This is a genomic window from Nocardioides alkalitolerans DSM 16699, assembly GCF_000426525.1.
Classification (GTDB): Bacteria; Actinomycetota; Actinomycetes; order Propionibacteriales; family Nocardioidaceae; genus Nocardioides; species Nocardioides alkalitolerans.
In genome coordinates, this window is record NZ_AUFN01000010.1 from 979003 (window position 1) to 1002593 (window position 23591).

Annotated in this window: 24 protein-coding genes and 1 tRNA gene; 8 read left to right on the top strand and 17 right to left on the bottom strand. The window is 73.0% G+C overall.

Going from position 1 to position 23591, the window contains the following annotated elements; all coding sequences use genetic code 11:
* The first annotated feature begins 79 nt into the window (after positions 1 to 79).
* The gene (locus K329_RS0105320) at positions 80 to 562 is read left to right on the top strand and encodes a MarR family winged helix-turn-helix transcriptional regulator (protein ID WP_028472245.1); all 483 of its coding nucleotides are present in this window, start codon (positions 80 to 82) and stop codon (positions 560 to 562) included.
* Between the two features lie 460 nt (positions 563 to 1022).
* On the opposite strand, the gene ettA is transcribed toward K329_RS0105320, so the two are convergent.
* The 5 genes from ettA to K329_RS0105345 form a co-directional block, all read right to left on the bottom strand.
* Entirely contained in the window at positions 1023 to 2705 is a 1683-nt protein-coding gene (ettA, locus tag K329_RS0105325) for an energy-dependent translational throttle protein EttA (protein WP_028472246.1), read from the bottom strand.
* 83 nt (positions 2706 to 2788) lie between these two features.
* A complete protein-coding gene (locus tag K329_RS24775) occupies positions 2789 to 3217 on the bottom strand; it encodes a single-stranded DNA-binding protein (protein WP_052336374.1) in 429 nt (142 codons plus the stop codon).
* Between the two features lie 142 nt (positions 3218 to 3359).
* Positions 3360 to 5009, bottom strand: a complete 1650-nt coding sequence (locus K329_RS0105335) for a GTPase (protein ID WP_052336375.1) — start codon at positions 5007 to 5009, stop codon at positions 3360 to 3362.
* Positions 5010 to 5095: 86 nt separating this feature from the next.
* On the bottom strand, positions 5096 to 6868 hold the full coding sequence (locus K329_RS24780; RefSeq protein ID WP_245596440.1) for a dynamin family protein: 1773 nt from the start codon (positions 6866 to 6868) through the stop codon (positions 5096 to 5098).
* Positions 6865 to 7983, bottom strand: a complete 1119-nt coding sequence (locus K329_RS0105345; protein WP_028472248.1) for a PrsW family intramembrane metalloprotease — start codon at positions 7981 to 7983, stop codon at positions 6865 to 6867. Before K329_RS0105345 ends, K329_RS24780 begins: the two co-directional genes overlap by 4 nt.
* A gap of 82 nt (positions 7984 to 8065) precedes the next feature.
* On the opposite strand from K329_RS0105345, the gene K329_RS0105350 reads away from it, so the two are divergent.
* Positions 8066 to 9517 carry an aminopeptidase P family protein gene (locus tag K329_RS0105350; RefSeq protein WP_028472249.1) on the top strand — a complete coding sequence of 484 codons (1452 nt, stop codon included), beginning with the start codon at positions 8066 to 8068 and terminating at the stop codon, positions 9515 to 9517.
* A gap of 47 nt (positions 9518 to 9564) precedes the next feature.
* Here the strand turns inward: K329_RS0105350 and K329_RS0105355 are convergent, their stop codons facing one another.
* The 5 genes from K329_RS0105355 to K329_RS0105375 all read right to left on the bottom strand — a co-directional run bounded on the left by K329_RS0105355 (position 9565) and on the right by K329_RS0105375 (position 13823).
* A complete protein-coding gene (locus K329_RS0105355) occupies positions 9565 to 9879 on the bottom strand; it encodes a hypothetical protein (protein ID WP_028472250.1) in 315 nt (104 codons plus the stop codon).
* Positions 9880 to 9909: 30 nt separating this feature from the next.
* Complete coding sequence (locus K329_RS0105360) at positions 9910 to 11436, bottom strand: SDR family NAD(P)-dependent oxidoreductase (protein WP_052336376.1); 1527 nt, start codon at positions 11434 to 11436, stop codon at positions 9910 to 9912.
* Positions 11437 to 11491: 55 nt separating this feature from the next.
* Positions 11492 to 12364: a DUF4190 domain-containing protein gene (locus K329_RS0105365; protein ID WP_028472252.1), complete on the bottom strand. Its 873-nt coding sequence runs from the start codon at positions 12362 to 12364 to the stop codon at positions 11492 to 11494.
* A 105-nt stretch (positions 12365 to 12469) separates the two neighbouring features.
* The gene (locus K329_RS0105370) at positions 12470 to 12817 is read right to left on the bottom strand and encodes a hypothetical protein (RefSeq protein WP_157571569.1); all 348 of its coding nucleotides are present in this window, start codon (positions 12815 to 12817) and stop codon (positions 12470 to 12472) included.
* A gap of 55 nt (positions 12818 to 12872) precedes the next feature.
* The gene (locus K329_RS0105375; RefSeq protein ID WP_157571570.1) at positions 12873 to 13823 is read right to left on the bottom strand and encodes a DUF4190 domain-containing protein; all 951 of its coding nucleotides are present in this window, start codon (positions 13821 to 13823) and stop codon (positions 12873 to 12875) included.
* A gap of 82 nt (positions 13824 to 13905) precedes the next feature.
* On the opposite strand from K329_RS0105375, the gene K329_RS0105380 reads away from it, so the two are divergent.
* Positions 13906 to 13979 (top strand) — tRNA-Arg (locus K329_RS0105380).
* A 192-nt stretch (positions 13980 to 14171) separates the two neighbouring features.
* Here K329_RS0105380 and K329_RS0105385 read toward each other — a convergent pair.
* Together K329_RS0105385 and K329_RS0105395 are read right to left on the bottom strand one after the other, a co-directional pair.
* Positions 14172 to 14609, bottom strand: a complete 438-nt coding sequence (locus K329_RS0105385) for a hypothetical protein (RefSeq protein WP_028472255.1) — start codon at positions 14607 to 14609, stop codon at positions 14172 to 14174.
* Between the two features lie 210 nt (positions 14610 to 14819).
* The gene (locus K329_RS0105395) at positions 14820 to 15083 is read right to left on the bottom strand and encodes a hypothetical protein (protein ID WP_028472256.1); all 264 of its coding nucleotides are present in this window, start codon (positions 15081 to 15083) and stop codon (positions 14820 to 14822) included.
* A 177-nt stretch (positions 15084 to 15260) separates the two neighbouring features.
* On the opposite strand from K329_RS0105395, the gene K329_RS24785 reads away from it, so the two are divergent.
* Positions 15261 to 15665 carry a hypothetical protein gene (locus tag K329_RS24785; protein WP_043642040.1) on the top strand — a complete coding sequence of 135 codons (405 nt, stop codon included), beginning with the start codon at positions 15261 to 15263 and terminating at the stop codon, positions 15663 to 15665.
* Positions 15666 to 15684: 19 nt separating this feature from the next.
* Here K329_RS24785 and K329_RS0105405 read toward each other — a convergent pair whose 3' ends face one another.
* The 4 genes from K329_RS0105405 to K329_RS24790 form a co-directional block, all read right to left on the bottom strand.
* A complete protein-coding gene (locus K329_RS0105405) occupies positions 15685 to 16038 on the bottom strand; it encodes a hypothetical protein (protein WP_028472257.1) in 354 nt (117 codons plus the stop codon).
* A 158-nt stretch (positions 16039 to 16196) separates the two neighbouring features.
* A complete protein-coding gene (locus K329_RS0105410; protein ID WP_052336377.1) occupies positions 16197 to 17393 on the bottom strand; it encodes a hypothetical protein in 1197 nt (398 codons plus the stop codon).
* Positions 17390 to 18298 (bottom strand): nitrilase family protein, encoded by a 909-nt coding sequence (locus tag K329_RS0105415; protein ID WP_052336378.1) that lies wholly within the window; start codon positions 18296 to 18298, stop codon positions 17390 to 17392. Before K329_RS0105415 ends, K329_RS0105410 begins: the two co-directional genes overlap by 4 nt.
* 70 nt (positions 18299 to 18368) lie before the next feature.
* Complete coding sequence (locus K329_RS24790) at positions 18369 to 19388, bottom strand: asparaginase (RefSeq protein WP_084540988.1); 1020 nt, start codon at positions 19386 to 19388, stop codon at positions 18369 to 18371.
* A 107-nt stretch (positions 19389 to 19495) separates the two neighbouring features.
* Here K329_RS24790 and K329_RS0105425 point away from each other — a divergent pair, with 107 nt between their 5' ends.
* Positions 19496 to 20572 (top strand): LacI family DNA-binding transcriptional regulator, encoded by a 1077-nt coding sequence (locus K329_RS0105425; protein ID WP_052336380.1) that lies wholly within the window; start codon positions 19496 to 19498, stop codon positions 20570 to 20572.
* 355 nt (positions 20573 to 20927) lie between these two features.
* Here the strand turns inward: K329_RS0105425 and K329_RS30720 are convergent, their stop codons facing one another.
* Entirely contained in the window at positions 20928 to 21098 is a 171-nt protein-coding gene (locus K329_RS30720; protein WP_157571571.1) for a hypothetical protein, read from the bottom strand.
* 177 nt (positions 21099 to 21275) lie between these two features.
* On the opposite strand from K329_RS30720, the gene K329_RS0105435 reads away from it, so the two are divergent.
* From K329_RS0105435 to K329_RS0105445, 3 genes are read left to right on the top strand one after another with little or no spacing between them, the layout of a single operon-like run.
* On the top strand, positions 21276 to 22322 hold the full coding sequence (locus K329_RS0105435; protein WP_028472261.1) for an LLM class flavin-dependent oxidoreductase: 1047 nt from the start codon (positions 21276 to 21278) through the stop codon (positions 22320 to 22322).
* Positions 22319 to 22792 (top strand): aminoacyl-tRNA deacylase, encoded by a 474-nt coding sequence (locus K329_RS0105440; RefSeq protein WP_028472262.1) that lies wholly within the window; start codon positions 22319 to 22321, stop codon positions 22790 to 22792. Before K329_RS0105435 ends, K329_RS0105440 begins: the two co-directional genes overlap by 4 nt.
* Before the next feature lie 11 nt (positions 22793 to 22803).
* A complete protein-coding gene (locus K329_RS0105445; protein ID WP_043642042.1) occupies positions 22804 to 23526 on the top strand; it encodes an alpha/beta fold hydrolase in 723 nt (240 codons plus the stop codon).
* Positions 23527 to 23591: the final 65 nt, after the last annotated feature.

Consider the following 23591-nt stretch of genomic DNA (forward strand, 5'->3'; position numbering starts at 1 on the left):
ACCACCGCCGGCCGACAACGGGCCGGGGTTCTGCCCGAACGGAGGCACACGCAGCGTCCGGACTCACTAGGATCGGTCCGTGGACGACGGAACCCGGTGGCTCGACGCCGACCAGCAGAGGGCGTGGCGCGCCCTCGTCATCGGGACCACCCTGCTGATGGACAAGCTCGACGAAGAGCTGCGCAACGACTTCGGGCTCTCGCTGGCGGAGTACGAGATCCTCGTCCGGCTCTCCGAGTGCGAAGGTCGGCAGCTCCGGATGGCCGTGCTCGCCGACGCCCTGCGCCACAGCCGCAGCCGCGTCACCCACACGGTCAAGCGCATGGAGAAGGCCGGGCTGGTCCTGCGCAACAACTGCGTCGAGGACGGACGGGGCGTGCTCTGCGGCATGACCGACATCGGCTGGGAGGTCCTCCAGCGCGCGGCCCCGGCGCACGTCGCCGGCGTACGACGCCACCTCGTCGACGTGGCCGGTGAGGACGACTTCACCGCCCTCGGACGCGTCATGGACGCCGTCACCGACAACCTCATCGGTGGTCACCCCGAGATGGAGATCCGCTGACCGGGACGGTCTGAGTCCTCGTCGCGCTCGGGGCTCGGGTGGGGCTCGGGTGGGGCTCGGGCGCGCGGTTCGCGGTACGTCGTACCCGTGACACGGGTATCTCCTACCGCGAACGCCCGTGAGCGCTCCCCGACCCGCCGTTCGCGGTACGTCGTACCCATGACACGGGTATCTCCTACCGCGAATGACGGGGCGCCCACACCGCAACCTCACGAGCTCGGCGGGTCGCGGTGCCAGCGACAGGCAGGACGGGGCGCCCACACCGCAACCTCACGAGCTCGGCGGGTCGCGGTGCCAGCGACAGGCAGGACGGGGCGCCCACACCGCAACCCGGTGAGCCGGTGAGCCGGTGACCGGGTGACCGGGTGAGCGGGTGGGACGGGCGCCGAGGTCCGGGAACGCCGACGGCCGCCGCACCCGGCGGGGGTACGGCGGCCGTCGGCGTCGGCGGGGCGCGAGGTCAGTCGCGGGTCAGGCGGCGGTGCGTGACGCGGTGGGGGCGGGCGGCGTCGATGCCGAGGCGCTCGATCTTGTTCTCCTCGTACGCCGCGAAGTTGCCCTCGAACCAGAACCACTTGGCCGGGTTCTCGTTGTCGCCCTCCCAGGCGAGGATGTGGGTCGCGACCCGGTCGAGGAACCACCGGTCGTGGGACGTGACCACGGCGCAGCCCGGGAAGTCGAGGAGAGCGTCCTCGAGGGAGGACAGCGTCTCGACGTCCAGGTCGTTGGTGGGCTCGTCGAGCAGCAGCAGGTTGCCGCCCATCTTCAGCGTCAGGGCCAGGTTGAGGCGGTTGCGCTCACCACCGGAGAGCACCCCGGCCTTCTTCTGCTGGTCGGGGCCCTTGAAGCCGAACGACGCGACGTAGGCGCGCGAGTTCATCTCGAAGTTGGCGACCTTGATGAAGTCGAGCCCGTCGGACACGACCTCCCAGACGTTCTTGTTCGGGTCGAGGCCGCCGCGGCTCTGGTCGACGTACGACAGCTTGACCGTCTGACCGACGTCGAGCTTGCCCTCGTCGGGCTCCTCGTTGCCGGTGATCATGCGGAACAGAGTGGTCTTGCCGACGCCGTTGGGGCCGATGACGCCGACGATGCCGGCGCGCGGGAGCGAGAACGACAGGTCGTCGATGAGCACGCGGTCCTCGAAGCCCTTGGTGAGCTTCTTCGACTCGAGCACGATGTCGCCGAGACGCGGGCCGGCGGGGATGTTGATCTCGGAGGTGTCGATCTTGCGGTCACGCTCGGCCGCGGTCGCCATCTCCTCGTAGCGGGCCAGACGCGACTTGCTCTTGGTCTGGCGGGCCTTGGCGTTGGAGCGGACCCACTCCAGCTCCTTCTCCAGCATCTTGGCGCGCTTGGCGTCCTTCTGGCCCTCGATCTTGAGCCGGTCCTTCTTCGTCTCCAGGTAGGTGGAGTAGTTGCCCTCGTAGCCGTGGATGCGACCGCGGTCGACCTCGGCGATCCACTCGGCCACGTTGTCGAGGAAGTACCGGTCGTGGGTGATGGCGAGGACGGCGCCCTTGTAGGTGGCCAGGTGGCCCTCGAGCCACTGCACCGACTCGGCGTCGAGGTGGTTGGTGGGCTCGTCGAGCAGCAGGAGGTCGGGCTCCTGGAGCAGCAGCTTGCAGAGCGCGACACGGCGGCGCTCACCACCGGAGAGGTTGTCGACGATCGCGTCCGGCGGCGGGCAGCGCAGTGCGTCCATCGCCTGGTCGAGGCGGCTGTCGAGGTCCCACACGTTCGAGGCGTCGAGCTCGGTCTGGAGGTCACCGGCCTCGGTCGCGACCTTGTCCTGGTCGGCGTCCGGGTCGCCCATCATCATGTAGAGCTCGTCGAGCCGGGCCATCTTGGCCTTCGTCTCGGCCACGGCCTCCTCGACGTTCTCGAGCACCGTCTTGCCCTCGCTCAGCGGCGGCTCCTGCTGGAGCATGCCGACGGTCGAGTCGGGGTCGAGGATCGCCTCACCGTTGTTGGCGTGGTCGAGCCCGGCCATGATGCGCAGCAGCGACGACTTTCCGGCGCCGTTCGGGCCGACCACACCGATCTTGGCGCCCTTGAGGAACGACTGCGTGACGTTGTCGAGCACGACCTTGTCGCCGTGAGCCTTGCGGACGTTCTTCAGGGTGAAGATGTAATCGGCCATGAGGACGAGCGTAGGCCACGCCGGAGCGCCCCCGCACCACGGTTCCCCGGCCCCACCGGGCGGTGGGACCGGGGCCACACGGCTCAGGCCGCCTGGTGCTCCACCTCGGCGGTGCGCTGCCCGTCCTGCTGCTCCCCCGTCTCGGCGGCGGCGGAGCGCGACCGCGTGAACTGGGCCGTGCCCTTCGTGAGGTCGTGGCCCAGGCCGACGGCCTCGATGACGTGACGGACGGCGGTGGTGCCGTCGGGTCGCTGCCAGGTGTCGACGACGAGCCGGCCCGTGACCAGCACCGGCTGGCCCTTGCGGACCGAGTCGCGCAGCTGGTCGGCGACCGCGCGCCAGGCCTTCACGGTGTACCAGGCCGTCTCCCCGTCCTGCCACGAGCCGTCGCGCTGCAGGCGCGAGGGCGTCGAGCCCAGACGGAACGACGCGACGGCGACGCCCGACGGCGCGATGTCGTGGCTGACGTCGCTGCCGACCCAGCCCTGGACGGTGATCTGCGTGGTGCTCATGGGTGCTGCTCCTCTCCTCGGGCCCGGCTGCTGCCGGGCGTCGGGAGCAAGCCAACCCCGGGCGCCGTGCCCCGTGGTGGGGCTCGGCGCGACCGGTGGACGAGCAGGACGCGGGAGCGGCCTGGGGAGGAGAAGCGGCGCGTCAGGAGCGACGTACGCGGGCCGAGGCGATGCGGGCCCGCACCAACCGGTAGGCCTCGAGCTCGGCGCGCACCGGCGTGAGGACGAGCGAGTCGACGGCCTCGTCGGTGGCGGAGCGCAGGTCGCCGTCGACGTCCTCGGCAGCCTGGCGTCCCGCCCCGGCGGCCGCGCTGCGACCGACGAGCGCGATCACGCCCGCGAGCACCAGGGACACCAGGGCCAGCGCGAGGCCGGCGGGCAGCCCGACGACGGACGGGGTGGGCAGCGAGCCGACCCCGGCGAGGTCGCCCAGCACCCACCAGAGCACGCCGACGACGAGCCCGACGAGGAGCACCCACTGGAGGACCCGGAGCGCCTTGACCCAGCCCGGGAGCCACGTGGCCCGCAGGTCGGTGTCGGCGACGGTGGAGTCGATGCGCCCGGCGAGCTCGTCCATCCGGCCCGTCGCGGCCCGCTGGACCGACTCGGCCCAGGCCGGCACCAGGCCCTCGGAGACGCGGTCGCCCAGGCCGCGCGCCGCGACCTCGAGGCGCGCACGCTGGACCTTGACCGTCTCGGGACGGTGCTCGCCCGCGCCGCGCAGCAGTGCGGCGGCGTCGTCGCCCAGGTCGACCTCGACCCGGCGGAGCGGGTCGCGGCTGAACCACGTGAGCGGGGGCCAGGACGTCGCACGGCGGGTGCGCTCGGCGACGACGGTGGCGACACCGTCGACGAGGGGCGGCACGCCGGCCGCCACGGCGACGGCCGCCTGGACCTCGTCGATGCTGCCGTCGGCCAGCTCGGGCGCCCGGGCGTCGCCGGTGGCCGCGGCCAGCTTCTCCGCCGCCTCGACGATGTCGGCGTCGAGCTTGGCGACCATGGCCTTCTTCGCCTCGACCCGGCGGACGATCTCGGCCTTCAGCTCGGCCATGCCCCAGCCCTCGCGCGCGCTCACGCCCACGACCGGGACCCGCTCGAGGCCGTCGTCGACGAGGAGCCGGCGGACGTCGTCGAGGATCGCCTCGCGGCGCTCCTCGGGGATGGCGTCGACCTGGTTGAGGATGACGAGCATGACGTCCTGCTGCGCCGCGTAGGGCTTGAGGTAGCGGTCGTGGAGGGCCGCGTCGGCGTACTTCTGCGGGTCGAGCACCCAGACGAGGAGGTCGGCCTTCGTCACCAGACGGTCGACCTCGAGGTGGTGGGAGACCTCGGTGGAGTCGTGGTCGGGCAGGTCGAGCAGCACCACGCCGTCGAGGTCGTGGTCCTGCTCGCTGGAGTCGAGCATCGAGTCGCGGCTCGTCTGGTGGCGCGGCGGGATGCCCAGCCACTCCATGAGCTCCTCGGCGCCGTCGCTGCCCCAGATGCAGGCCGTGGCCCACGAGGTGGTCGGACGGCGCACGCCGACCGACGACAGCTCGAGCCCGGTGAGGGCGTTGAAGGTCGACGACTTGCCCGACCCGGTGGCGCCGGCGATGCCGACCACCGTGTGGCCGGCCGAGAGGCGGATGCGCTCGGTCGCGCGGGCGGCCACATCCTCGACGTGGGCGACCAGGGCGTCGTCGAGCCTGCCCCGAGCAGCCTCGGCCGCCTCCTCGAGCGCGGTCACCCGACCGCCCAGGTCGATGCGCGGCTGGGCGGAGCCGATGGCGTCCGTGGGGCTTGTCGAGCTCATGTTCTCCCTCATGCGAAATCTCGAGAGACTCCGGTCGTCGTGGCAGCGCCCAGACTAGGGCACCGCCAGGTCACGGCAGGCGCGGATCAGCGGTGGGTGGCCTTCAGCGGCGAGCGCTCGGAGAAGCGGATGTCGTCGACCCGGCGGGAGGCCGCGCGCACCCGGCCGGACGCGTCCTCCGTGACCTCGAGACGGTCGACGACCCCGGCGTACCGGGCCCGCTCCCCCTCGATCACGACGCGCACCCGCTCCTTGAGCGTGCGCGTGCCGCGCTCCACCAGCGAGGCCGTGGTCTGCGGGCCGAGCACCGCGTCGAGCAGCTGGCGACCGACGGAGGCCGGGTCGCCGCTGAGCACGACGACGGCGAGCGTGGCGCCGAGGCCCTCGGCGCCGAACGCCATGAACCGCGCCGACGTGCGCTTGTCGGTGGACTCGTCGCGCACGAGGTCGTTGAGCTCGCGCTGCCACTCGCGCACCGTGCGCTCGGAGGCGCGCCCCACCTCGGGCGCCGGGCGCTCGAGCCGGTCGCCGGCGGCGACCAGCGCCGCGCCCGCCCCGGACTCGCGCCAGTGCGCGACGAGCTCGGTCGTCGCCCGCTCGGCGTGGCCCAGGATCTCGGCGCCGGCGGTGGCCGCCACCGCGGCGGCGAGCTGCTCGGCCTGCTGGGGCTTGCCGCGGACGGCGTTGACGATGCGGTCGCGGATGAGTCCCACGCGGGTCTCGAGCGAGCGCAGCAGCTCGCCCGTGCCGACGAACTCCTGCCAGCGGGCGAGCAGCTCGCCGGCCAGGAGCGACCCGTCGGTCATCGTCTGCTCGAGGTCGAAGGCGACCGCGTCGTACGTGCTGTCGACGTGGCGGCGCAGGCGCCGGGCCTCGTCGATCTGGTCCTCGGCGGCGTCGGCGATCTGGTGGCTGTGGCGCGACAGCGTGCGGATCGTGCCCGACAGCGTCTGCTGCACCACGGCCTCGCGGGCGCCCTGGTCGGCGGCGAGGCTGGCGAGCCAGGTGACGACGTCGTTGACCTCGTCGGGCGGCAGCACGCCGTCGGTGCCGACGTCGCCCTCGTGCACGATGAAGAGCGGCGAGTCCTTGAGGCCGCGGCTGGCGAGCATGCGGGCGAGGTGGGTCGCGACGGTCTCGACGGCGTCGTCGGGCGTGCGGTCGAGCACGATCGCGACGGCGGTCGAGCGCTCGCTCGCCTCCTTGAGGAACTCCCACGGCACCTGGTCGGCGTACCGCGCCGCCGAGGTCACGAAGAGCCAGAGGTCGCCCGCCGCCATCAGCTGCGCGGCGAGCTCGCGGTTGTGCTTGTCGACCGAGTCCACGTCGGGCGCGTCGAGGATCGCCAGGCCCTTCGGCACGGCGTCGGTCGGCACCAGCTGGAGGCAGCCCGGGTCCGTCGTGGGCTCCGTGACGCGGCGCAGCTCGGGCAGCAGCCGGTCGGGACCGAACCACGTGCCGTCGTCGGGGTGGTGCACCAGCACGGCGGACCGGGTCGTCGGCCGCAGCACGCCGGCCTGGGTGACGCGGTGACCGACGAGGGAGTTGACCAGCGTCGACTTGCCCGCGCCCGTGGAGCCGGCGACGACCGTCAGCAGCGGGGCCTCGACCGACATGAGGCGCGGGATCGCGTAGTCCTCCAGCTGGTCGACCATGTCGGCCTGGGCCGTCCGGTGCTCGGCCACGCCCCTGGTCTCCAGCGGCAGGACGGCCGCCTGGAGCGCGCTGTGCAGCTGCACGAGCGCCGTGAGCATCGCGGAGCTCCCGGACGTGCCGGAGGCACCGGACGCGCCCGGCTTCGTGCCCGGCTTGCTGTCCGGCTTCGCGGTCTGCTGCGGGCCCGGGTCGGGGGAGTTCATCGGACGGTCACCACCTGTGCGGGGATCGGGATCTGGGGCCGGGCTGCCGACATCCGGCTGAGGTGCCCCTGGCCGCGTTGGACGAAGTCGGTGGGTGCCGTGCCGCGCAGCACCCGGTGATGGAGGAACCCGAGCTCGACGGCTGCCTGCTGATACTCCCGTACGACGGCAGCGGCCTGCGACCCGCCACCCCTGCGCGCGTCGCGTCGTACGCGCGTGCGGAGCCGCAGGTCGGCGATCCACGGGATGTCGGAGGCCGGCAGGAGCCCCCGGGAGGCGGCGTCGTGGAGGGCCGCGGTGAGCACGCGGCGCTCGGTGGAGCGGCACCAGACGGCGACGGCCACGAGCAGCAGGAACGCCGGGAGCATGAGGAGCCCGTAGGTGCCGAGGAAGCCGACGGGCAGGTAGCTCGAGCCGTTCCACAGCGCGTGCCAGCCGACGGCGACGGCGTACCCCACCACTGGGGCGAGCACCCGCACGAGGCCCGAGCGCGACCCGACGGCGATGCCGACGCCGATGCCGATGAAGGCCGTGAAGAAGGGGTGGGCGAACGGGCTCATCACGCAGCGCAGGAGGAACGTGCCGGTGAGGGCCTCGACGCCGCCGGGACCCAGCCCGTTCGTGCCGTTGTAGGCCGCGGCGAGGTAGAGGATGTTCTCGGTGAAGGCGAAGCCGACGCCGACCATGCCGGCGTACACGATGCCGTCGAGCACGCCGTCGAGCTCGTGGCGACGCCACCACAGCAGCAGCACGAGGAAGAGGCCCTTCGTGGCCTCCTCGGTCACCGGCGCGACCAGCACCGTGGCCCGGGTGTCGTCGAAGCCTGCCACCAGCCCGCCGATGCCGCCCAGGATGATCGCGGCGGTGGTGGCGACGACCGCGCCCCACAGCAGGCCGGCGACCAGCAGGCTGCGCGGCTCGGGCTCGTAGCGGTCGAGCCAGAGGTAGGTCGCGACCACCGGCCCCACCGGCAGCGCCGCCAGCACCGTGGCCACCAGGAGCGTGCTGGGCGCCCCCGCCAGCGCGAGGACGAGGAGCACGCCGACCGCCCCGACACCCACCAGGGACCACACGATCACCGTGAAGGCGACGTTGTCCCGATGGCGTGCTGGCATGCCTCTCAGCCTATCTGAGCAGGGGCTTCGCCCGGCCCGCTTCCCCCGACCCGCTCCCGGGGCCGGGCGTAGGGTGGCGCGCATGAGCGAGGAGACCTCCACCGAGCCCACCGAGCCCACCGGGTCCACCGGGTCAGCCGCCGAGCCGAAGGTCGAGACCCACGACCCGGCCGTCCCGGAGGCGTACGCCGCCTTCATGCGCACCGGCTGGGCCGACGTCGAGCGCGAGGTCCCGCCCCACCCGGTCGTGCCGTGGGCGGCCGCCCGCCGTACCCGTCTGGCCGAGGCGTTCCCCGGCGAGCGGCTCGTGCTGCCCGCCGGTACCTTCAAGGTGCGCTCCAACGACACGGACTACCGCTTCCGCCCCGACACCGCGCACACCTACTTCTCGGGCGCCCAGACCACCGACGGCACGCTCGTGGTCACCGACGGCGAGGCGGTGCTCTACGCCCGGCCGCGCTCCGGGCGCGACAGCGACGAGTTCTTTCGCGACCGCCAGTACGGCGCGCTGTGGGCCGGCGAGCGCCCCTCCCTGGCCGAGCTCGAGCAGTCCCTCGGCCTGCCCGTGCGCCACGTGGACGAGCTGCCCGACGTGCTCGCCCAGGCGGGCAAGACCCGTGTGCACCGCGGCCTCGACGCCCGCGTCGACGCGCTCGTGCCCGCCGACGAGGGCCGCGACGACGAGCTCGCCCGCGTCGCCTCCGAGCTGCGCCTGGTCAAGGACGAGTGGGAGGTCGACCAGCTGCAGGAGGCCTGCGACATCACCACGCTGGGTTTCGAGGACTCGGTGCGCGAGTGGGACCGCGTCCGCGAGCACGGCGAGCGCTGGCTCGAGGGCACCTTCTTCCGGCGCGCCCGCACGATGGGCAACGACCTCGGCTACGACTCGATCGTGGGTGCCGGGTCGCACGCCACGACGCTGCACTGGATCGACAACACCGGCCCCGTGCTGCCCGGCCAGCTGATCCTGCTCGACATGGGCGTGGAGAACCGCAACCTCTACACGGCCGACGTGACCCGCACCCTGCCGGTCGACGGCACGTTCACGCCGCTGCAGCGCGACCTCTACGACCTGGTGCTCTCGGCGCAGCAGGCCGGCATCGACACCGTGCGGCCGGGCGTCGCGTTCCAGTCGATCCACCAGGCCTCCATGTCGGTGCTCGCGCACGGGCTCGAGGCGCTCGGCCTGCTGCCCGTCTCCGCGGAGGAGGCCCTCTCCCCCGACAGCCGCGTCTACGCCCGCTGGACCCTGCACGGCACCAGCCACATGCTCGGCATGGACGTGCACGACTGCGCCCGCGCCTCGACCGACGTCTACCCGAAGGGCGAGCTCGCCGAGGGCATGTGCCTCACCGTCGAGCCCGGCCTCTACTTCCAGGCCGACGACCTGCTCGTGCCCGAGGAGCTGCGCGGCATCGGCATCCGCATCGAGGACGACGTGCTCGTCACCGCCGACGGCGCCCACAACCTCTCGGCCGCGCTCCCCCGTACGGCGGCCGACGTCGAGGCGTGGATGGGCAGCCTGCTGCCCTGAGGCCACGCCGTACGGCGCGGGCGGCGCCGCGCGGGTTCCGGAGGGGGTCAGCGCGTGCCGCGGACCAGTCGCCCGAAGCGGGTGACCGCGACCTCGCACGCCATCGCCACGTGGTGGCGCGTGCCGGAGTCCAGGTCGGGCTCCGCCAGCTCGCAGAAGACGGACGTGGCCCAGCGCGCGCGGCGGGCCGACCCACGGTCGGCGGAGACGCGGCCGTCGTCGCTCAGCACGTCGCACGCCAGGGCGCCCTCGACACCGAGGTCGACGAAGCGGGAGCGGGCCGTGCCCGTCGGCCGCACCAGCTCGTCGACGGCACGCGTCATCTGCTCGACGAGCAGGACGTGGAGGGCGATGGTGTCCATGCCGGCGTCAACGACGCGGGCCCCGACGGGTCACCAGGGGCTGGGCTCGTAGTCCTTCACGAAGACGCCGTGCAGGTCCTCGCCCGCCTCGCCGCGGACGATCGGGTCGTAGACGCGAGCGGCGCCGTCGACGAGGTCGAGCGGCGCGTGCCAGCCCTCCGAGGCGATCCGCAGCTTCTCGTGGTGGGGGCGCTCGTCGGTGATCCAGCCCGTGTCGACGGCGGTCATGAGGATCTGGTCGGTCTCGAACATCTCGCCCGCGCTCGTGCGGGTAAGCATGTTGAGCGACGCCTTCGCCATGTTGGTGTGCGGGTGGCCCGGACCCTTGTAGCGGCGCGAGAACTGGCCCTCCATCGCGGAGACGTTGACGACGTACGCGCGGCGCGCACCTCGCCGGACGGCCTCGCGCATCGACGGGCGCAGCCGGCTTATCAGCAGGAACGGCGCGATCGAGTTGCAGAACTGCACCTCGAGCAGCTCCAGGGGGTCGACCTCGTCGACGACCTGGGTCCAGGAGTTGTTGACCTGCACGTCGGGCAGCAGCCCGCCCGCGTCGACGGCGGTGCCGGCGAGGTGGGCCTCGAGGCTGGCGTTGCCGGCCCGCAGCGCCAGCGCGGTGAGGCTGGCGGCGTTGTGGGCGGCGAGTGCCTGGGCCGACGACTCGCCCTCGTGGTGGGCCACGGCCACGTCGCCCAGCGCGCCGGCGATCGCGGCGGGGTGGGCCTCGGAGATGTGGTCGAAGGTGACCATCTCCGGCAGGGGCCTGTCCTCGGGGAGCGGCGCGCTCTCCATCTCGAGCAGCTGGCTGTAGGCGCCGGGCGAGCGCCGTACGGTCTGGCAGGCGTTGTTGACCAGGATGTCGAGCGGACCCGCGGCGGCGACGTCGTCGGCGAGCGCGATCACCTGGGTCGGGTCGCGCAGGTCGATGCCGACGACCTTGAGGCGGTGCAGCCAGTCGCCCGAGTCCTCGAGCGCGGAGAAGCGGCGGACCGCGTCGCGCGGGAAGCGCGTCGTGATCGTGAGGTGGGCGCCGTCGCGCAGGAGGCGCAGCGCGATGTACATCCCGATCTTGGCGCGGCCACCGGTCAGCAGCGCGCGCTTGCCCGTGAGGTCGGTGCGCTGGTCGCGCTTCGTGTGGGAGAACGCGGCGCACCGCGGGCAGAGCCCGTGGTAGAAGGCGTCGACGAGGGTGAAGTCCTCCTTGCACATGTAGCAGCCGCGCGCCGTGATCAGCTCGCCCGCGAAGGCACCCGCCGCGGTGGAGACCAGCGGGAGGCCCGCGGTCTCGTCGTCGATGCGCAGCGCGGAACCCGTCGCGGTGCTCTCGATGATCGCCTGGTCGTGCGACTGGCGGGTCTCGCGGATCTCGGCGCGACGCGTCTTCTTGATCAGCTTGTACATGAACGACGCGCCCCGCTTCACCGTGGTGACGTCGGGGTGCGCGGGGTGGAGGGTCGAGACCTGCTTCAGCACCCGGAGGGTCGTCGCGAGGTCGTCGGGGTCGATGCCCGGGCCGTCGGGGCCGTGCTCGGGACCGGGGTGCTGCGGCTGGCTCACCGCGGAAGGATAGGCCGCGCGGGCGCGGGCCGACGACTCGTCACGGGGCGCCCGGTCACGGGGCGTCAAGGATGGAGCCGGTGGTGCGGTCGTCGAAGTAGGCCATGCACGCGATCTCGCGGTCGCCGCCGAACCAGCTGTCCCGCGTGGGCGAGAGGAAGTTGACGTAGGCCTCGTAGTAGACCTCGTCGCTGACGCCGCTCGCGTCGAGCTCCTCCTCGCAGCCCTCCTCGGCCAGCTCGAAGACCTCGTCGTCGCCGGGGTACTCGGTGCCCTCGAGGTCGAACAGCGCGTAGACCTCCGCGTCGTGCGCCTCCGAGCACGGCACGACGTCGACCGTCATGACCTCCTCGTACTCGTCGGCGCTGTCGCCGAAGAGGGAGTCGTCGTTGAAGCAGTCGCCCACGCGCAGCGCGAAGACGTCGATCGTGTCGGCCGAGACGACCGAGCCCGACTCGTCACGCTCCGCGTCCTCGGAGAACGAGAACGCGGAGATGGCGGCGCTGAGCCCGACGATCACGGCCCACCCGACGCCCACGAGCACCGCAGCGAGGGCCACGCCCCAGCCTCCGCGCTTGCCGCCGCCGCACCGCACGAGGGCGACGACGCCGAGCACCAGGCCGATCGGGAACGTCACCGGGATGATCGCGAGCACGAGCGCCGTGACCGCCAGCTTGCTGACGGGCTTGCGGGGCTGCGGCTGCCACTGCTGGCCCTGGCCCCAGCCCTGCCCGTACCCGGAGCCGCCGCCGTAGCCCTGGTCGTACCCCTGGCCGTACCCCTGGTCGGGTGCGGACTGCCACGGCGCCCCCGTGGAGGACGACGGCGGAGCGTAGGACCACTCCCCGGGCCCGGACTGCGGGGTCGGCTCGTCGTGGTGCCCCGACAGGTCGACCGGGCCGCCGGGCGGCGGGTGCTGCTCGCTCACGCTGATCTCCTCGCTGGGGGTGGAACCGCGGAGACGGTACGGCGCGGACGACGGCCGCGCGCGGGGTTCGGCGGAACTCCCCCAGACCCTGTGACGGCAGTCTCCTCAGGCGTGGGGAGCACTCCCCAGAGCGCCGGCGACGCCCGGCGTCCCGGCCCCGAAGTCACCGCGGTTGCGGTCGCGCTCGGCCTCCATCCCGGCCAGGAGGGCGGCGAGCACGGCCACGCCGAGCAGCACCCCGACGACGACCGCGGCGAGCGACACGCCCCACCCGCCCCGGGGGTCGTCGCGCCCGCGCAGGAGCCCGACGACACCGAGGGCCGCTCCGAGGAAGCTGGTGGCGATGAGCGGCACGCAGGCCAGCACCAGGGCGAGCACCGCGAGCGGGCTCGAGGTCGTCGTGCGGTTCCAGCTGTTGCCCTCGAGCGGCGTGTAGCCGGACCCGTAGGTCACGTAGTCCGTGCTCGGCACGGGAGGGGTACAGCGCCGCTCGCGCCGGCCGAGCACGTCAGGCGCCCCGGTTGAACGGGAGCACGGCGGACTCGTCGATGAGCTCGTCGTGCACGAAGACGCAGGTGACGGCGCGCTCCCCGGCCTCGAACGCGTCGCGGTCCGGCCCGTAGCCGACCCACCACGTCTCGTAGGCGTCGACGTACTCCTCGGTCGTGAGCTCGAAGAAGAGATCACCGCACCCCAGGTCGGTCTCGTCGTACATGTCCATCCGGCCGGGCCACTCCTCGAGGTCGAGCTCGTAGCTGCCGAGCACCTGCAAGCCGTGCACCTCGTCGCACGGCACGACGTCGACCTCCTCGGGCGCGTCCGGATACATCGCCTCCCAGAAGCCGTCGTCCCAGTAGCAGTCGCCGGGCTGGAGGTCGCCGAACGCCGTCGTCGCGACCGCCATGTCGACGGGGCGCTCCCACTCCGGGAGGTCGTCCTCCCAGACGTCGTCCGCGGGGCCGGACCCGCTGTCGCCGTCGTCGCCGGAGGAGCCCGCGGTGGTGCCGGGCTCGTCCTCGGCGCCCAGCGCCACGACGAGGCCGACGACGGAGAACAGCGACAGCACCGTCGTGCCGACGACGACAGCGGCGAGGGACGTCCCGTACCCGGCGCGGCCCTCCCGCCCACGAGCCAGCCCCATGATGCCGAGCACGATGCCCACGATGTTCGTGACGACGAGGGGCACACAGGCCAGCACGAGCGCGACGACGCCGACGGCACCGCCGGGCTTCTGCTGGGGCGCGTGCGGCGGCACCTGCTGCCAGCCGGGCCCGCCGTACGGGGCGTGGGGCACCGGCTGCTGCGTCGGGTAGGACGGCGCGTACGACGCACCCGACGAGGTCGGCGGGCGGAACGGCGCGTGGGGGTCGGGGCCGGGGCTGTCGGTCGGGCCGGGCGGCGGGTAGGACGGCGCGTCGGGCACGGCTGTTCTCCAGGTCGGGGTGACGAGAGGGGTCACCCTCGGCCGAGCATCCGGGGGTGGCGGTGCGCCATACTGACACCCGGATCCGTTCGCCCGCAGGCGATCCGGGGATCCACCGGCCTCCGTAGCTCAGCTGGATAGAGCAGCGGCCTTCTAATCCGCGGGTCACAGGTTCGAATCCTGTCGGGGGCACCCACGGCGCGGCCTCTAGCCGCTGCGGGGCCGTCCAAGCCGGGCGGCCCCACGGAAACCCCACGGAAACCCGTTCGGTCCCCACGGGGCCGCTAGACGCTGGCGCATCCCCATTGGTCGCCCGTCACACGCTGCTGACGTGGAGCAAGTGCCACTCGTCGGCGCTTCACCACCGCTGCTCGATCAGGTCGGTCAAAGGTCCGGGCACGCGAAGTCCCTCGTCAGCTCGATGAGCTCGGCGGCCTGGGCGGCGTCGACAGCGACAGACCCGGAGAAGCGCTGAATGGTCTGGTCGACGAGCTGGTCGCCCCCGATGCCGCGGGAGATGGCGTCGCACGTGTTGAGGACGTCGCTGAGGTCACGCTGCTCGAGGTGCGAGGAGACGGACTGCATCCCGGTCAGCAGCGCACCCTCGTTGTCGACGATGCTGACCCGCCACGGGTATGACTCGTTGTCGCGGTAGGTGCTGAGCGCGTTGCCGCTCGGCCAGATCCGGTCGTCACCCGTGGCGGCAGACGAGGTCACGTCCTGGGTTGGCGCGACGCGCCTATCCTCGCTTTCGTCTGCGCCGGCGCACGCCGTCAGCAGCAGCGCGGTCGATGCCAGCAGAGCAGTCACGGACGTCTTCATGGTTCCTCCGTCGGGGGTCGGGTCACGGATGCTCCTGTTCGGCGGTCGCGGGCCGGAGCAAGAGCCTGGTCGGGAGCAGCTCCGCGTCGTCGCGCAGCTCCACGTTCTCAACCCGGCCGGTGGGGTCGGTGGCCTCCGCAACCGTGACGGAGTGGAGGCACGTCACCCGTCAGCTGGTGGCTCTGCGCCCGCCATGGGCGGTGACCACCGCTACTCGCCCGAGGGCCGGTACTGCTCCATGTGCTTCTGCTGGTCGGCAGCGGTGACGCCGAGCTGCACACCCAGTGCGACGACGCCGACGAGCATCACACCTCCTCCCACAACGAGGGCCACATAGCCCAGGATCTGCGCGACGATCGCACCGTCGTCGGTGCTCGACGCGCCGACACCGAGCAGGACGGCGCCCGCGATCCCGAGGACGACGGCGATGAAGAGCAGGCGCTCGGCGCGCTCCTGGGCGGGCGGCTTGTCCATAGCCGGGAGCCTAGGCACGAACGTCGCCGGGGGCGGCTGTTTCTGTGTGCCGAGCTATCTGTGGCCGGTGGCTGCGCGTCGGACGGCATGCGTGGGCAGGAGCGAGGCACCGGGCTGTCGCGCGTCGACCCGCGATCCGGTCACGCGACGGCCGTCTGATCGCTAGCGTTGCCCCCCGTGAAGACGCTCGCGACGACCACCGTCACCCTGGCCGCCCTGCTCGCTCTGGCCGGCTGCAGCGGGGGCGACGGCGAGGACGCCACTCCCACGCCCGAGGCGCCGGACGCCCCGCCGTACGAGGTCGTCGACGTGACCGAGTCCGACCTCGGGACCGACCTCACCGTCGAGACCGACACCCTCGAGGACCTCGACGCCGTGTTCGAGGCGGTGCGCAGCGAGTACGACGAGGAGGGCGGCTACTACGTCGTCATCGACTGCACGGGCCGGCCCGAGGGCGTCGGTCCCGGCCGTCTCGGCACCGGCCGCTACGCCGTCGGTGACACCGGGGCGTCGATCACCGGGCTCGCCGACGGCGAGGCCGTGTTCGAGCCGATCGAGGGCGCGGTCTGCCCGCTGCCCTGACCGCGGGGCGCTGCGCCGCTCACCCGGCGAGGTCCCGGCACACGGGCGTCCGCTGACGGTCGGGCACCGCGCAGGCCGCGTCGAGCCGGCGCGTGTCGACCTTGTCCGGGTCGGCCACACCGACGGACTCCGGGTGCCACCGGGCCGCCGCGAGCCACTCGTCCGCGGAGCCGCAGGCCGTCAGGGTCGCGACGAACTGCGGGGTGTCGAGGTCGTCGACGATGTCCGAGTACGACGCCAGCGCGCGCAACGACGCGCTGCACTCGGTCTCCAGCCTGCTGGTCGTCCCTCCGCCCGGCTTGGCCTGGTCACCGACCGCGCACGCCGACAGCAGGAGGACCGGCGCCACGAGCATGAGCGCGAGGCCCCTCATGCGCCCGTCAGGCACGCGGGTCCCGCCGCCGGCGCCCGCGCGATCACCAGCGTGTGCTCGTCCTTCGCGGTCCCGGTCCTCATCACCCCAGCGTGCCCCAGATCGACGGCGAGCGCACCGGGGTCCCGGCCGCGATCGCGACCGGGAGCCCGGTTCCGTCAGACCACCAGGCCGATCACCGGGACGATGATCGAGGTGGCGACGGCCATCGAGACGGTGTTGCCGATGAACGGGTGGAAGTCGTGCGGCAGCGCGTTCGAGACGGGCCGCGCGATGACGGGGCACAGCACCGCCCCGGCGACGGCCCCGAGAACCAGGGCCAGGGAGCTGTCGCCGTACGCGAGGACCGTCGCCGGCGTCACCGACACGAGCGAGATGTAGGTCGGTGCCCAGCCGCCACCGCGGTAGAGGTGGCGCCACAGCACGATGCCGACCGCCGACGTGAGCGCCTGCGCCAGCATGATCTGCGGCAGGAGGCCGCTGCCGTACGACGCGAACTCCGGGTTGAGCAGCGTCGTGACCACGGCGCCCGCGATCAGCCCGAGGCTGGCCCACTCATTGGCGTAGAACTGGGTCTCGGTGAAGTCGGTGATCACCCGGCGCACCATCCACACCGTGTCGCTGACGAGGGTCGGGGCCTTCGTCTCGGCCGCCGCCGTCTCCTCCTGCGACTCCGGCGCGGCGACGGGCAGCGTCATCCACGGCAGGAACCGGCAGAGCACGAACACCGCCGCGGTGCCGATGCTCATCGAGGCGGTGTTCGCGACGACCGCCGGCAGCTCGAGGGGCACGGTCACGACGTCGATGAGCAGCATCGCGAGCGGCGTCGTGACGACGCCGAGGGTCGCGCCGGTGAGCAGCGTCGACCACCCGCGGCCGTAGATCAGCACGACCGCCGGAGCGACGCACACGAACGGGACGAAGGTGGGCTGCCAGCCGTCCGCCAGCCGACCCGCGAAGAGCAGGTTCGACAGCAGCAGGCTGGTGCCGGCCGCGCCGAGCATCCACGGCCAGAGGCCCGAGCCGTAGGCGATGGGCTCCCCCGCCCAGCGCTTCTTCGTCCGGAAGGCCCACCAGCCCACGGTCGCTCCCACGAGGAGCCCGAGCGACGCGATCCACGACTTGTAGAACTGCGGCTCCGTGATGTCGCCGAGCACCCACTGGAGCCGGGTGACGAGGTCGTCGGGCACCGCCGCGAGCCACTCCGGGTAGTCGGCGATGCCCTGGTTCCCGGTCGGCACCGCCGAGAGCGCGGCTGCCATGGCCCCGAACGCACCGACGACCAGGGCGCCGCCGAGCAGCAGCCCGGGAAGGGCGAGCTCCTCGCGCTCCCGCGTCGCGACCGACCGGCTCACCGGACGACCGGCGTGCCGCCGGTGTAGCCGAGCAGGGGGTCGTAGAGGTCGGTACGACGGTCGCGCGGCAGGTCGTTCAGCTCGCTCCACACCACGGCCGAGCGGGACGCGACGAGGTCGAGGTCGGCGTACAGGACCTCCTCCTTCTCGGCGTCGGCGATCCGCGAGGTCGGCCAGCCGTTCACGCCGGTGATCAGCGAGCAGCCGAGGAACTTGCCGCCCCGCTCACCGCCGACGCGGTTGGCCGCGACGATCGGCACGCTGTTGACGTGGGAGGCGCCCATCGTGAGGTAGCTGGCCATGCAGTTGCCGGCGTCGTCGAACAGCGGCGGCGGGGTCCAGACCCAGTTGTTGACGGAGCAGATGACGTCCGCTCCCTGCGCCGTCAGGATGCGGGCGACCTCCGGGAACCAGATGTCCCAGCAGACGAGGAGGCCGATGCGCCCGATCCGCGTCTCGAAGACGGGGTACGACGAACCGGCCGTGAAGATGAGCTTCTCGCGGTTCCAGAGGTGCGTCTTGCGGTACTTCCCGATGAAGCCCTCCGGCCCGATGAGAACGGCGGTGTCGTAGAGGTGGACGCCGTCGCTCTCGGCGATGCCGGCCACGACGTACACGTCGAGCTCGCGGGCGAGCTCCGCCCAGGCGGTGCACGTCGGACCGTCGGGCACCGGCTCGGCGTGCGCGTACGCCTCGTCGCGGGTGTCGAACGAGTAGCCGGTGCTCGCCAGCTCCGGGAGCACGATCAGGCGGGCGCCCTCGGCGGCGCACTCCCGGATCTGCTCGAGCGTGGCGGCCACGTTGGCCTCCTTGTTCTCGAGCCCGACCTGCGGGTCGGACTGGACGGCGGCGACGCGGACCTGGCTGACCGGCGGGTGGATGGCCGAGCGGGGGGTCTCGCTCATGGTGGGCTCCTTCGGGGTGGGGCTGCTGGACGGATCGGACGGGTCGGACGGGTCGGACGGGGAGATCGCGCTAGGCGCGAGCGGGCGTGACGGTCTCGGGGGCCTCGACGAACCGCACCGGCGCGTCGGCGAACGCGGCGGCGATCTGCTCGGCGTCGCGCCCGGCGGCGAGCATCGCGGCGAGCAGGATGCGTGCCTGGCTCGGGCGGAGGTGGCCGGCGGGGATCGCGCCGGCGGCGACCAGGTCGACGCCGCCGCCTCCCCCGCCGTACACGGGCCTGATCTCGCCGGCCGCGACGCGGGAGGAGAGGACGACGGGCACCCCGGCGTCCCCGACCGCGGCGACGATCCGGGCGTTCGCGTTGCCGTAGCCGGTCGCCTGCAGGACGATCCCGTGCGCACCGCGGGCGAGGTGCGCCTCCAGCGCGGTGGCGTCGGCGCCGGGGTAGACCGCGACGATGTCGACGCGGGTGCCGGCGAGCGCGAGGCCCGCTCCGAGGCCCGTGGCGGGGCGGGTGAGCTGGGTGTGCACGCGGACGCAGCCGTCGACGACCATGCCCAGCGGGCCGTGGTCGGCGTCGAAGAAGGCGGACCGCGCGCTGTTGTGGACCTTGCGGGTGCCCCGTGCGGCGTGGAGGACGCCGGCGAAGCAGACCAGGACGCCCAGACCACGGGCGTTCGCGGACGCCGCGACCGCGATCGCGTCCGCCAGGTTCCGGGGGCCGTCGGTCGCCGGGTCGTCGTGGCTCAGCTGCGCTCCGGTGAAGACCACGGGGCGAGCGTCGTCGTGCAGGAGGTCGACGAGCATCGCGGACTCCTCGAGGGTGTCGGTCCCGTGCGTCACCACCACCCCGCACGTGTCGACGTCGGCCAGCGCGTCCACCACCGTGCGCCAGAGCAGGTCCATGTGGGCGAGGTCGATGTCGTAGGAGTTGCGGTTCATCGCCTCGACGACGCGGACGGCGACGCCGGCGGGCGCGTCGAGCCCCGCCAGGAGGGCGGTGCCGGACACGCTCGCGACCTTCGCCCCGGACGCGTCCGAGGCGCTGGCGATGGTTCCTCCGGTCGTGACGACCACTACGGTGCGCATTGTGCCCAATCGTTTGTGCCAATCGATTGCGCTAAAGTAGTGGCGGCCGCTCCCGGTGGCAAGGGCTCACCAGTAGATTTCCCCCGGGAGCCACGAGGAGGAGCCTGATGTCGAGAGCCGTGCGGGACGACCTGCCCCACCTGGACAAGGCCGGGCGGCCCACGCTCGCGACGGTCGCCGCGCTCGCCGGGGTGCACCCGTCCACGGCCTCCCGGGCGCTCTCCGCCTCGGTGCCCGCGGGGGTGCGCGTCGGGTCGACCGGCACCGTGGCGCGGATCCGTGCGGTCGCCCAGGAGGTCGGGTTCGCCCGCAACCTGCAGGCCGCGGGCCTGCGGACCCAGCGCACCTCGCTCGCCGGCGTCCTCGTGCCGCGCCTGACCGACCTCGTCCTCGCCACCATCTACGAGGGCATCGACGAGCAGGGCCGGCGCCACGGCTACCAGACGTTCGTCACCAACACGAACGACGACGAGGCCGAGCGCGCCGCGAAGCTGGAGATGCTGCTCGCCCGCCAGGTCGACGGCATCGTGCTCGGCGACGCCCGCGTCGACCACGACGAGGTCATCGACCGGCTCGAGGCCCGCAAGGTCCCGTTCGTCCTGGTGAGCCGCCGGTCGCAGCACCACCCGAGCGTCACCTGCGACGACCGCGCAGGCGGGCGACTGGCGGCGCAGCACCTCCTCGACCTGGGCCACCGCCGGGTCGCCGTCGTCGCCGGCGAGCCGTTCGCCAGCACGGCCGTCGACCGCCTGCAGGGCTTCTCCGACGTCTTCCGCGAGGCCGGTCACCCGCTCGACCCGGACCTCGTGGTGCCCTCACGGTTCGACGTCGAGGGCGGTCGCCGCGCCTGCCAGCAGATCCTCCGCACGCCCGGCGACGCGCCCACCGGCATCTTCGCCGTCAACGACTTCGCCGCGATCGGCACGCTCGGCACGCTCCGCGCCGCCGGTGTGGCCGTCGGGCAGGACATGGCCGTCATCGGCTACAACGACATCCCGCTGGCCAGCGACCTCCCCCTGCCGCTGAGCTCGGTGAGGTCACCGCTGCACGAGATGGGCCGGACGGCCATGGAGGTCCTGGTGGCGGGCATCGGTGGGGCCGAGATGTCGTCGACGACCCTCGAGCCGACGCTGTCCGCCCGCGAGAGCACGCTCGGGGCCAGGGCGCCCGGCGACTCGCACTGACCGGGACTCCCCACCCCCGGACGCCGGAACGCCCCGTCCTGCGTGAGGACGGGGCGTTCCGTGGATGCGTGCTGGTCGAGATGCGCCGCCTGAGCGTGTCGAGGCGGACAGTCCGACCTGCAACGCGGCTAGGGGTGGACCTCCGCCGTACGGCGGTCTCCGTGGAGAGGGGTGCGGACACGCGTGACGGGGCTCGTACGTCGGAGCTCGCGGTGCGCGCTCATCTCGCCGCCTCGGTGTCGCCGCGGGACCCGGTGTCGTCCTGTCGTGCTGACCTGGGCCTGCGGTCCTTCAATCAACCTACTGCCTACCGCCTCAATTGTGGGGAAACGCACGTGCGCTAAGGGGTGAAAGGTCAGGACGTCGAGTTGTCGATCGACCGCCGCTCCACCCGGCGCAGCGTGGCGCGCAGGTCGTCGGTGGCGCGCTGGACGTGGTCGATCTGCTCGTGGAACTGTCGGTGCAGCGCCAGTTTCGTCGCGTCGACGACGGCACCGCAGGTGAGGCACAGCCTGGTCTCGGGCACAAGCCCACTCCTGACCTCGGGGGCGGCCACCAGACCGCCACGAGATCTCAGCCTAGCGGCTGGGCCGTCGCGCCGAGGGGTGTCATGACGGTCGTACCGAACCCGGGGTACGGCGGTCGTCCGTCGATGTCGGCGAGACCACCGTCGCGACTCGGGCCGCCGACCTACGCTGGGCCCGTGCCCCTCCGCGACGTGCCGCTGCGACGACTCGGCTTCCTCACCATCGGGCTCTTCGACCCCGCCGACCCGCGCGCCGGCCACGAGAGCACCCTGGACGTGATCGCGCTGGGCGAGCGGCTCGGCTTCGACAGCGCCTACGTGCGCCACCGCCACCTGCAGCACGGCATCTCGTCGCCCCTGACGTTCCTCGCCGCGGCCACGCAGCGCACGAGCCGCATCGACCTCGGCACGGCGGTGACGCCCCTCGGCTGGGAGAACCCGCTACGGCTCGCGGAGGACCTGGCGACCGTCGACCTGCTCTCCGGCGGGCGGCTCAACCCCGGGGTCAGCGTCGGCCCGCCGATGCACTTCGACGACGTCAAAGGCAGCCTCTACCCCGACACCGCCGACGCCGAGGACTTCTCCTACGCCCGCGTCACGCGGCTGCTGGGCCTGCTGCGCGGGGAGCCCGCGAGCAGCTTCTCCGGCGTCCAGGGCATCGAGACCTTCTCCGACCACGTGCAGCCGCACTCCCCCGGCCTGGCGTCGCGGGTCTGGTACGGCGCGGCGTCGCTCCGGTCGGCCGCCTGGGCCGGCGAGCAGGGGCTGTCGCTGCTCACCAGCAGCGTGGTCAAGGCCGAGGGAGACGGCCCGACGTACGACTTCGCGACGATCCAGCGCAGCCAGATCGACGCGTTCCGGGCCGCCCACCCCGACGGCGCCGCCGCCCGCGTCTCGCAGGGCCTCGTCGTGATCCCGACCGACAGCGCCACCGCCGACCAGCGGGAGCGCTACACGGCGTACGCCGCCAGCCGGCTCGAGCGCACCGCGACGCCCCAGGGTCCGGGACGGCTGATGTTCGCGCCCGACCTCGTGGGCACCTCGGACGAGATCGCCGAGCGCCTCCACGAGCACGCCGGGTTCCAGGCCGTCGACGAGGTCGTCTTCGCGCTGCCGTTCACGTTCGGCCACGACGACTACGTGCAGATCATCACCGACATCGCCGAGAAGCTGGGCCCGGCGCTGGGGTGGCGGCCGAGCACGGACGCGGGAGCGACCGCGTGAGCGCCGAGCGCGCGGCGGCCGCCGTCCGGGCCGCCGGGATCCCCTTCACCGTCACCGAGGCCGGACCCGCCCGGTCGTTGGCCGAGGCCGCCGAGCTGCTCGGCGTCACCCCCGACCGGATCGTGAAGACCCTCGTCGTGCGGCGCGGGGACGACGACTTCCTCCTCGTGCTCGTGCCCGGCGACCGGTCGATCTCGTGGCCGAAGCTGCGCACCCTCCTCGGGGTCTCCCGCCTCTCGATGCCGTCGGCCGACGAGGCGCAGCGCGCCACCGGGTACGCCCGCGGCACCATTACCCCGTTCGGGGCGCTCGAGGGCCCGGCCGGCCCCTGGCCCGTCGTCGCCGACGAGCGCGTCACCGGCACCGTCTCGCTGGGCGGCGGCGCCCACGGCGTGGGCCTGCGCGTCGAGGCCGCCGACGTCGTACGTGTCGTGGCCGCCACCGTCGCCGACGTCACCGACCCCGCCTGACCAGGAGCGACATGCGCCCCCACCTCGTCCTCGTGCACGGCTCGCGGCTCTCGAGCACCCAGTGGCTGCCCGTGCTCCCCCACCTCGAGGCCGACGCCGCCGTCACCCTCGTCGACCTGCCCGGCCACGGCGCCCGGGTCGACGAGGAGTTCACGATGGCGCGCTGCGTCGAGGTCGTCGACGAGGCGGTCCGCGCGGTGCCCGACGACGAGCTCCCGGTGGTCGTGGGCCACTCGCTGGGCGGGTACGTCGGGATGGCCTACGGCGCCGACCACGGCCACCGCCTGGCCGGGCTCGTGCTCGCCGGCGCGTCCACGACACCGGTCGGCCCGGGCGCCGCGCTCTACCGCGGTGTCGCCGCCGTCACCGACCGCATCGGGCCCGAGCGCATGACCCGGCTCAACGACCGGGTGCTCCGGCGCGTGTACGGCGCCGAGACGATCGACCCCGTCATCGCGGGCGGCTACTACTTCACCCCGACCACCGCCGCCTGGAGCGAGGTCATGACGCACTGCCGGCCGTCGATGCTCTCCGAGGTCGACGCCCCCGTGCTGCTGCTCAACGGCCAGTTCGACCAGTTCCGCCTCGGCTACCGCGCGTTCGTGCGCGCCGGGCGCGACGTACGGGTCGCGATCGTGCCGCGGGCGAGCCACATGGCGCCGCTCGACCAGCCCGCCGCCTTCGCCGCCGCCGTGCTGCGCTTCGCCCGGGGCCTCGGGCACCGCGCCGCCTGACCGTCGGCGGTCGGGACGCGGCTCGCCGCGCTCGGAGCCCCTCCACCACCTCGGGCACATGAGAG

What these genes read in the sequence shown, in the direction of transcription:
- ettA (WP_028472246.1), bottom strand. Translation starts at nt 2,705, where the DNA reads ATGGCCGATTACATCTTCACCCTGAAGAACGTCCGCAAGGCTCACGGC.
- K329_RS24775 (WP_052336374.1), bottom strand. Translation starts at nt 3,217, where the DNA reads ATGAGCACCACGCAGATCACCGTCCAGGGCTGGGTCGGCAGCGACGTC.
- K329_RS0105335 (WP_052336375.1), bottom strand. Translation starts at nt 5,009, where the DNA reads ATGAGCTCGACAAGCCCCACGGACGCCATCGGCTCCGCCCAGCCGCGC.
- K329_RS24780 (WP_245596440.1), bottom strand. Translation starts at nt 6,868, where the DNA reads ATGAACTCCCCCGACCCGGGCCCGCAGCAGACCGCGAAGCCGGACAGC.
- K329_RS0105345 (WP_028472248.1), bottom strand. Translation starts at nt 7,983, where the DNA reads ATGCCAGCACGCCATCGGGACAACGTCGCCTTCACGGTGATCGTGTGG.
- K329_RS0105350 (WP_028472249.1), top strand. Translation starts at nt 8,066, where the DNA reads ATGAGCGAGGAGACCTCCACCGAGCCCACCGAGCCCACCGGGTCCACC.
- K329_RS0105355 (WP_028472250.1), bottom strand. Translation starts at nt 9,879, where the DNA reads ATGGACACCATCGCCCTCCACGTCCTGCTCGTCGAGCAGATGACGCGT.
- K329_RS0105385 (WP_028472255.1), bottom strand. Translation starts at nt 14,609, where the DNA reads ATGAAGACGTCCGTGACTGCTCTGCTGGCATCGACCGCGCTGCTGCTG.
- K329_RS0105395 (WP_028472256.1), bottom strand. Translation starts at nt 15,083, where the DNA reads ATGGACAAGCCGCCCGCCCAGGAGCGCGCCGAGCGCCTGCTCTTCATC.
- K329_RS0105405 (WP_028472257.1), bottom strand. Translation starts at nt 16,038, where the DNA reads ATGAGGGGCCTCGCGCTCATGCTCGTGGCGCCGGTCCTCCTGCTGTCG.
- K329_RS0105415 (WP_052336378.1), bottom strand. Translation starts at nt 18,298, where the DNA reads ATGAGCGAGACCCCCCGCTCGGCCATCCACCCGCCGGTCAGCCAGGTC.
- K329_RS24790 (WP_084540988.1), bottom strand. Translation starts at nt 19,388, where the DNA reads ATGCGCACCGTAGTGGTCGTCACGACCGGAGGAACCATCGCCAGCGCC.
- K329_RS0105425 (WP_052336380.1), top strand. Translation starts at nt 19,496, where the DNA reads ATGTCGAGAGCCGTGCGGGACGACCTGCCCCACCTGGACAAGGCCGGG.
- K329_RS0105445 (WP_043642042.1), top strand. Translation starts at nt 22,804, where the DNA reads ATGCGCCCCCACCTCGTCCTCGTGCACGGCTCGCGGCTCTCGAGCACC.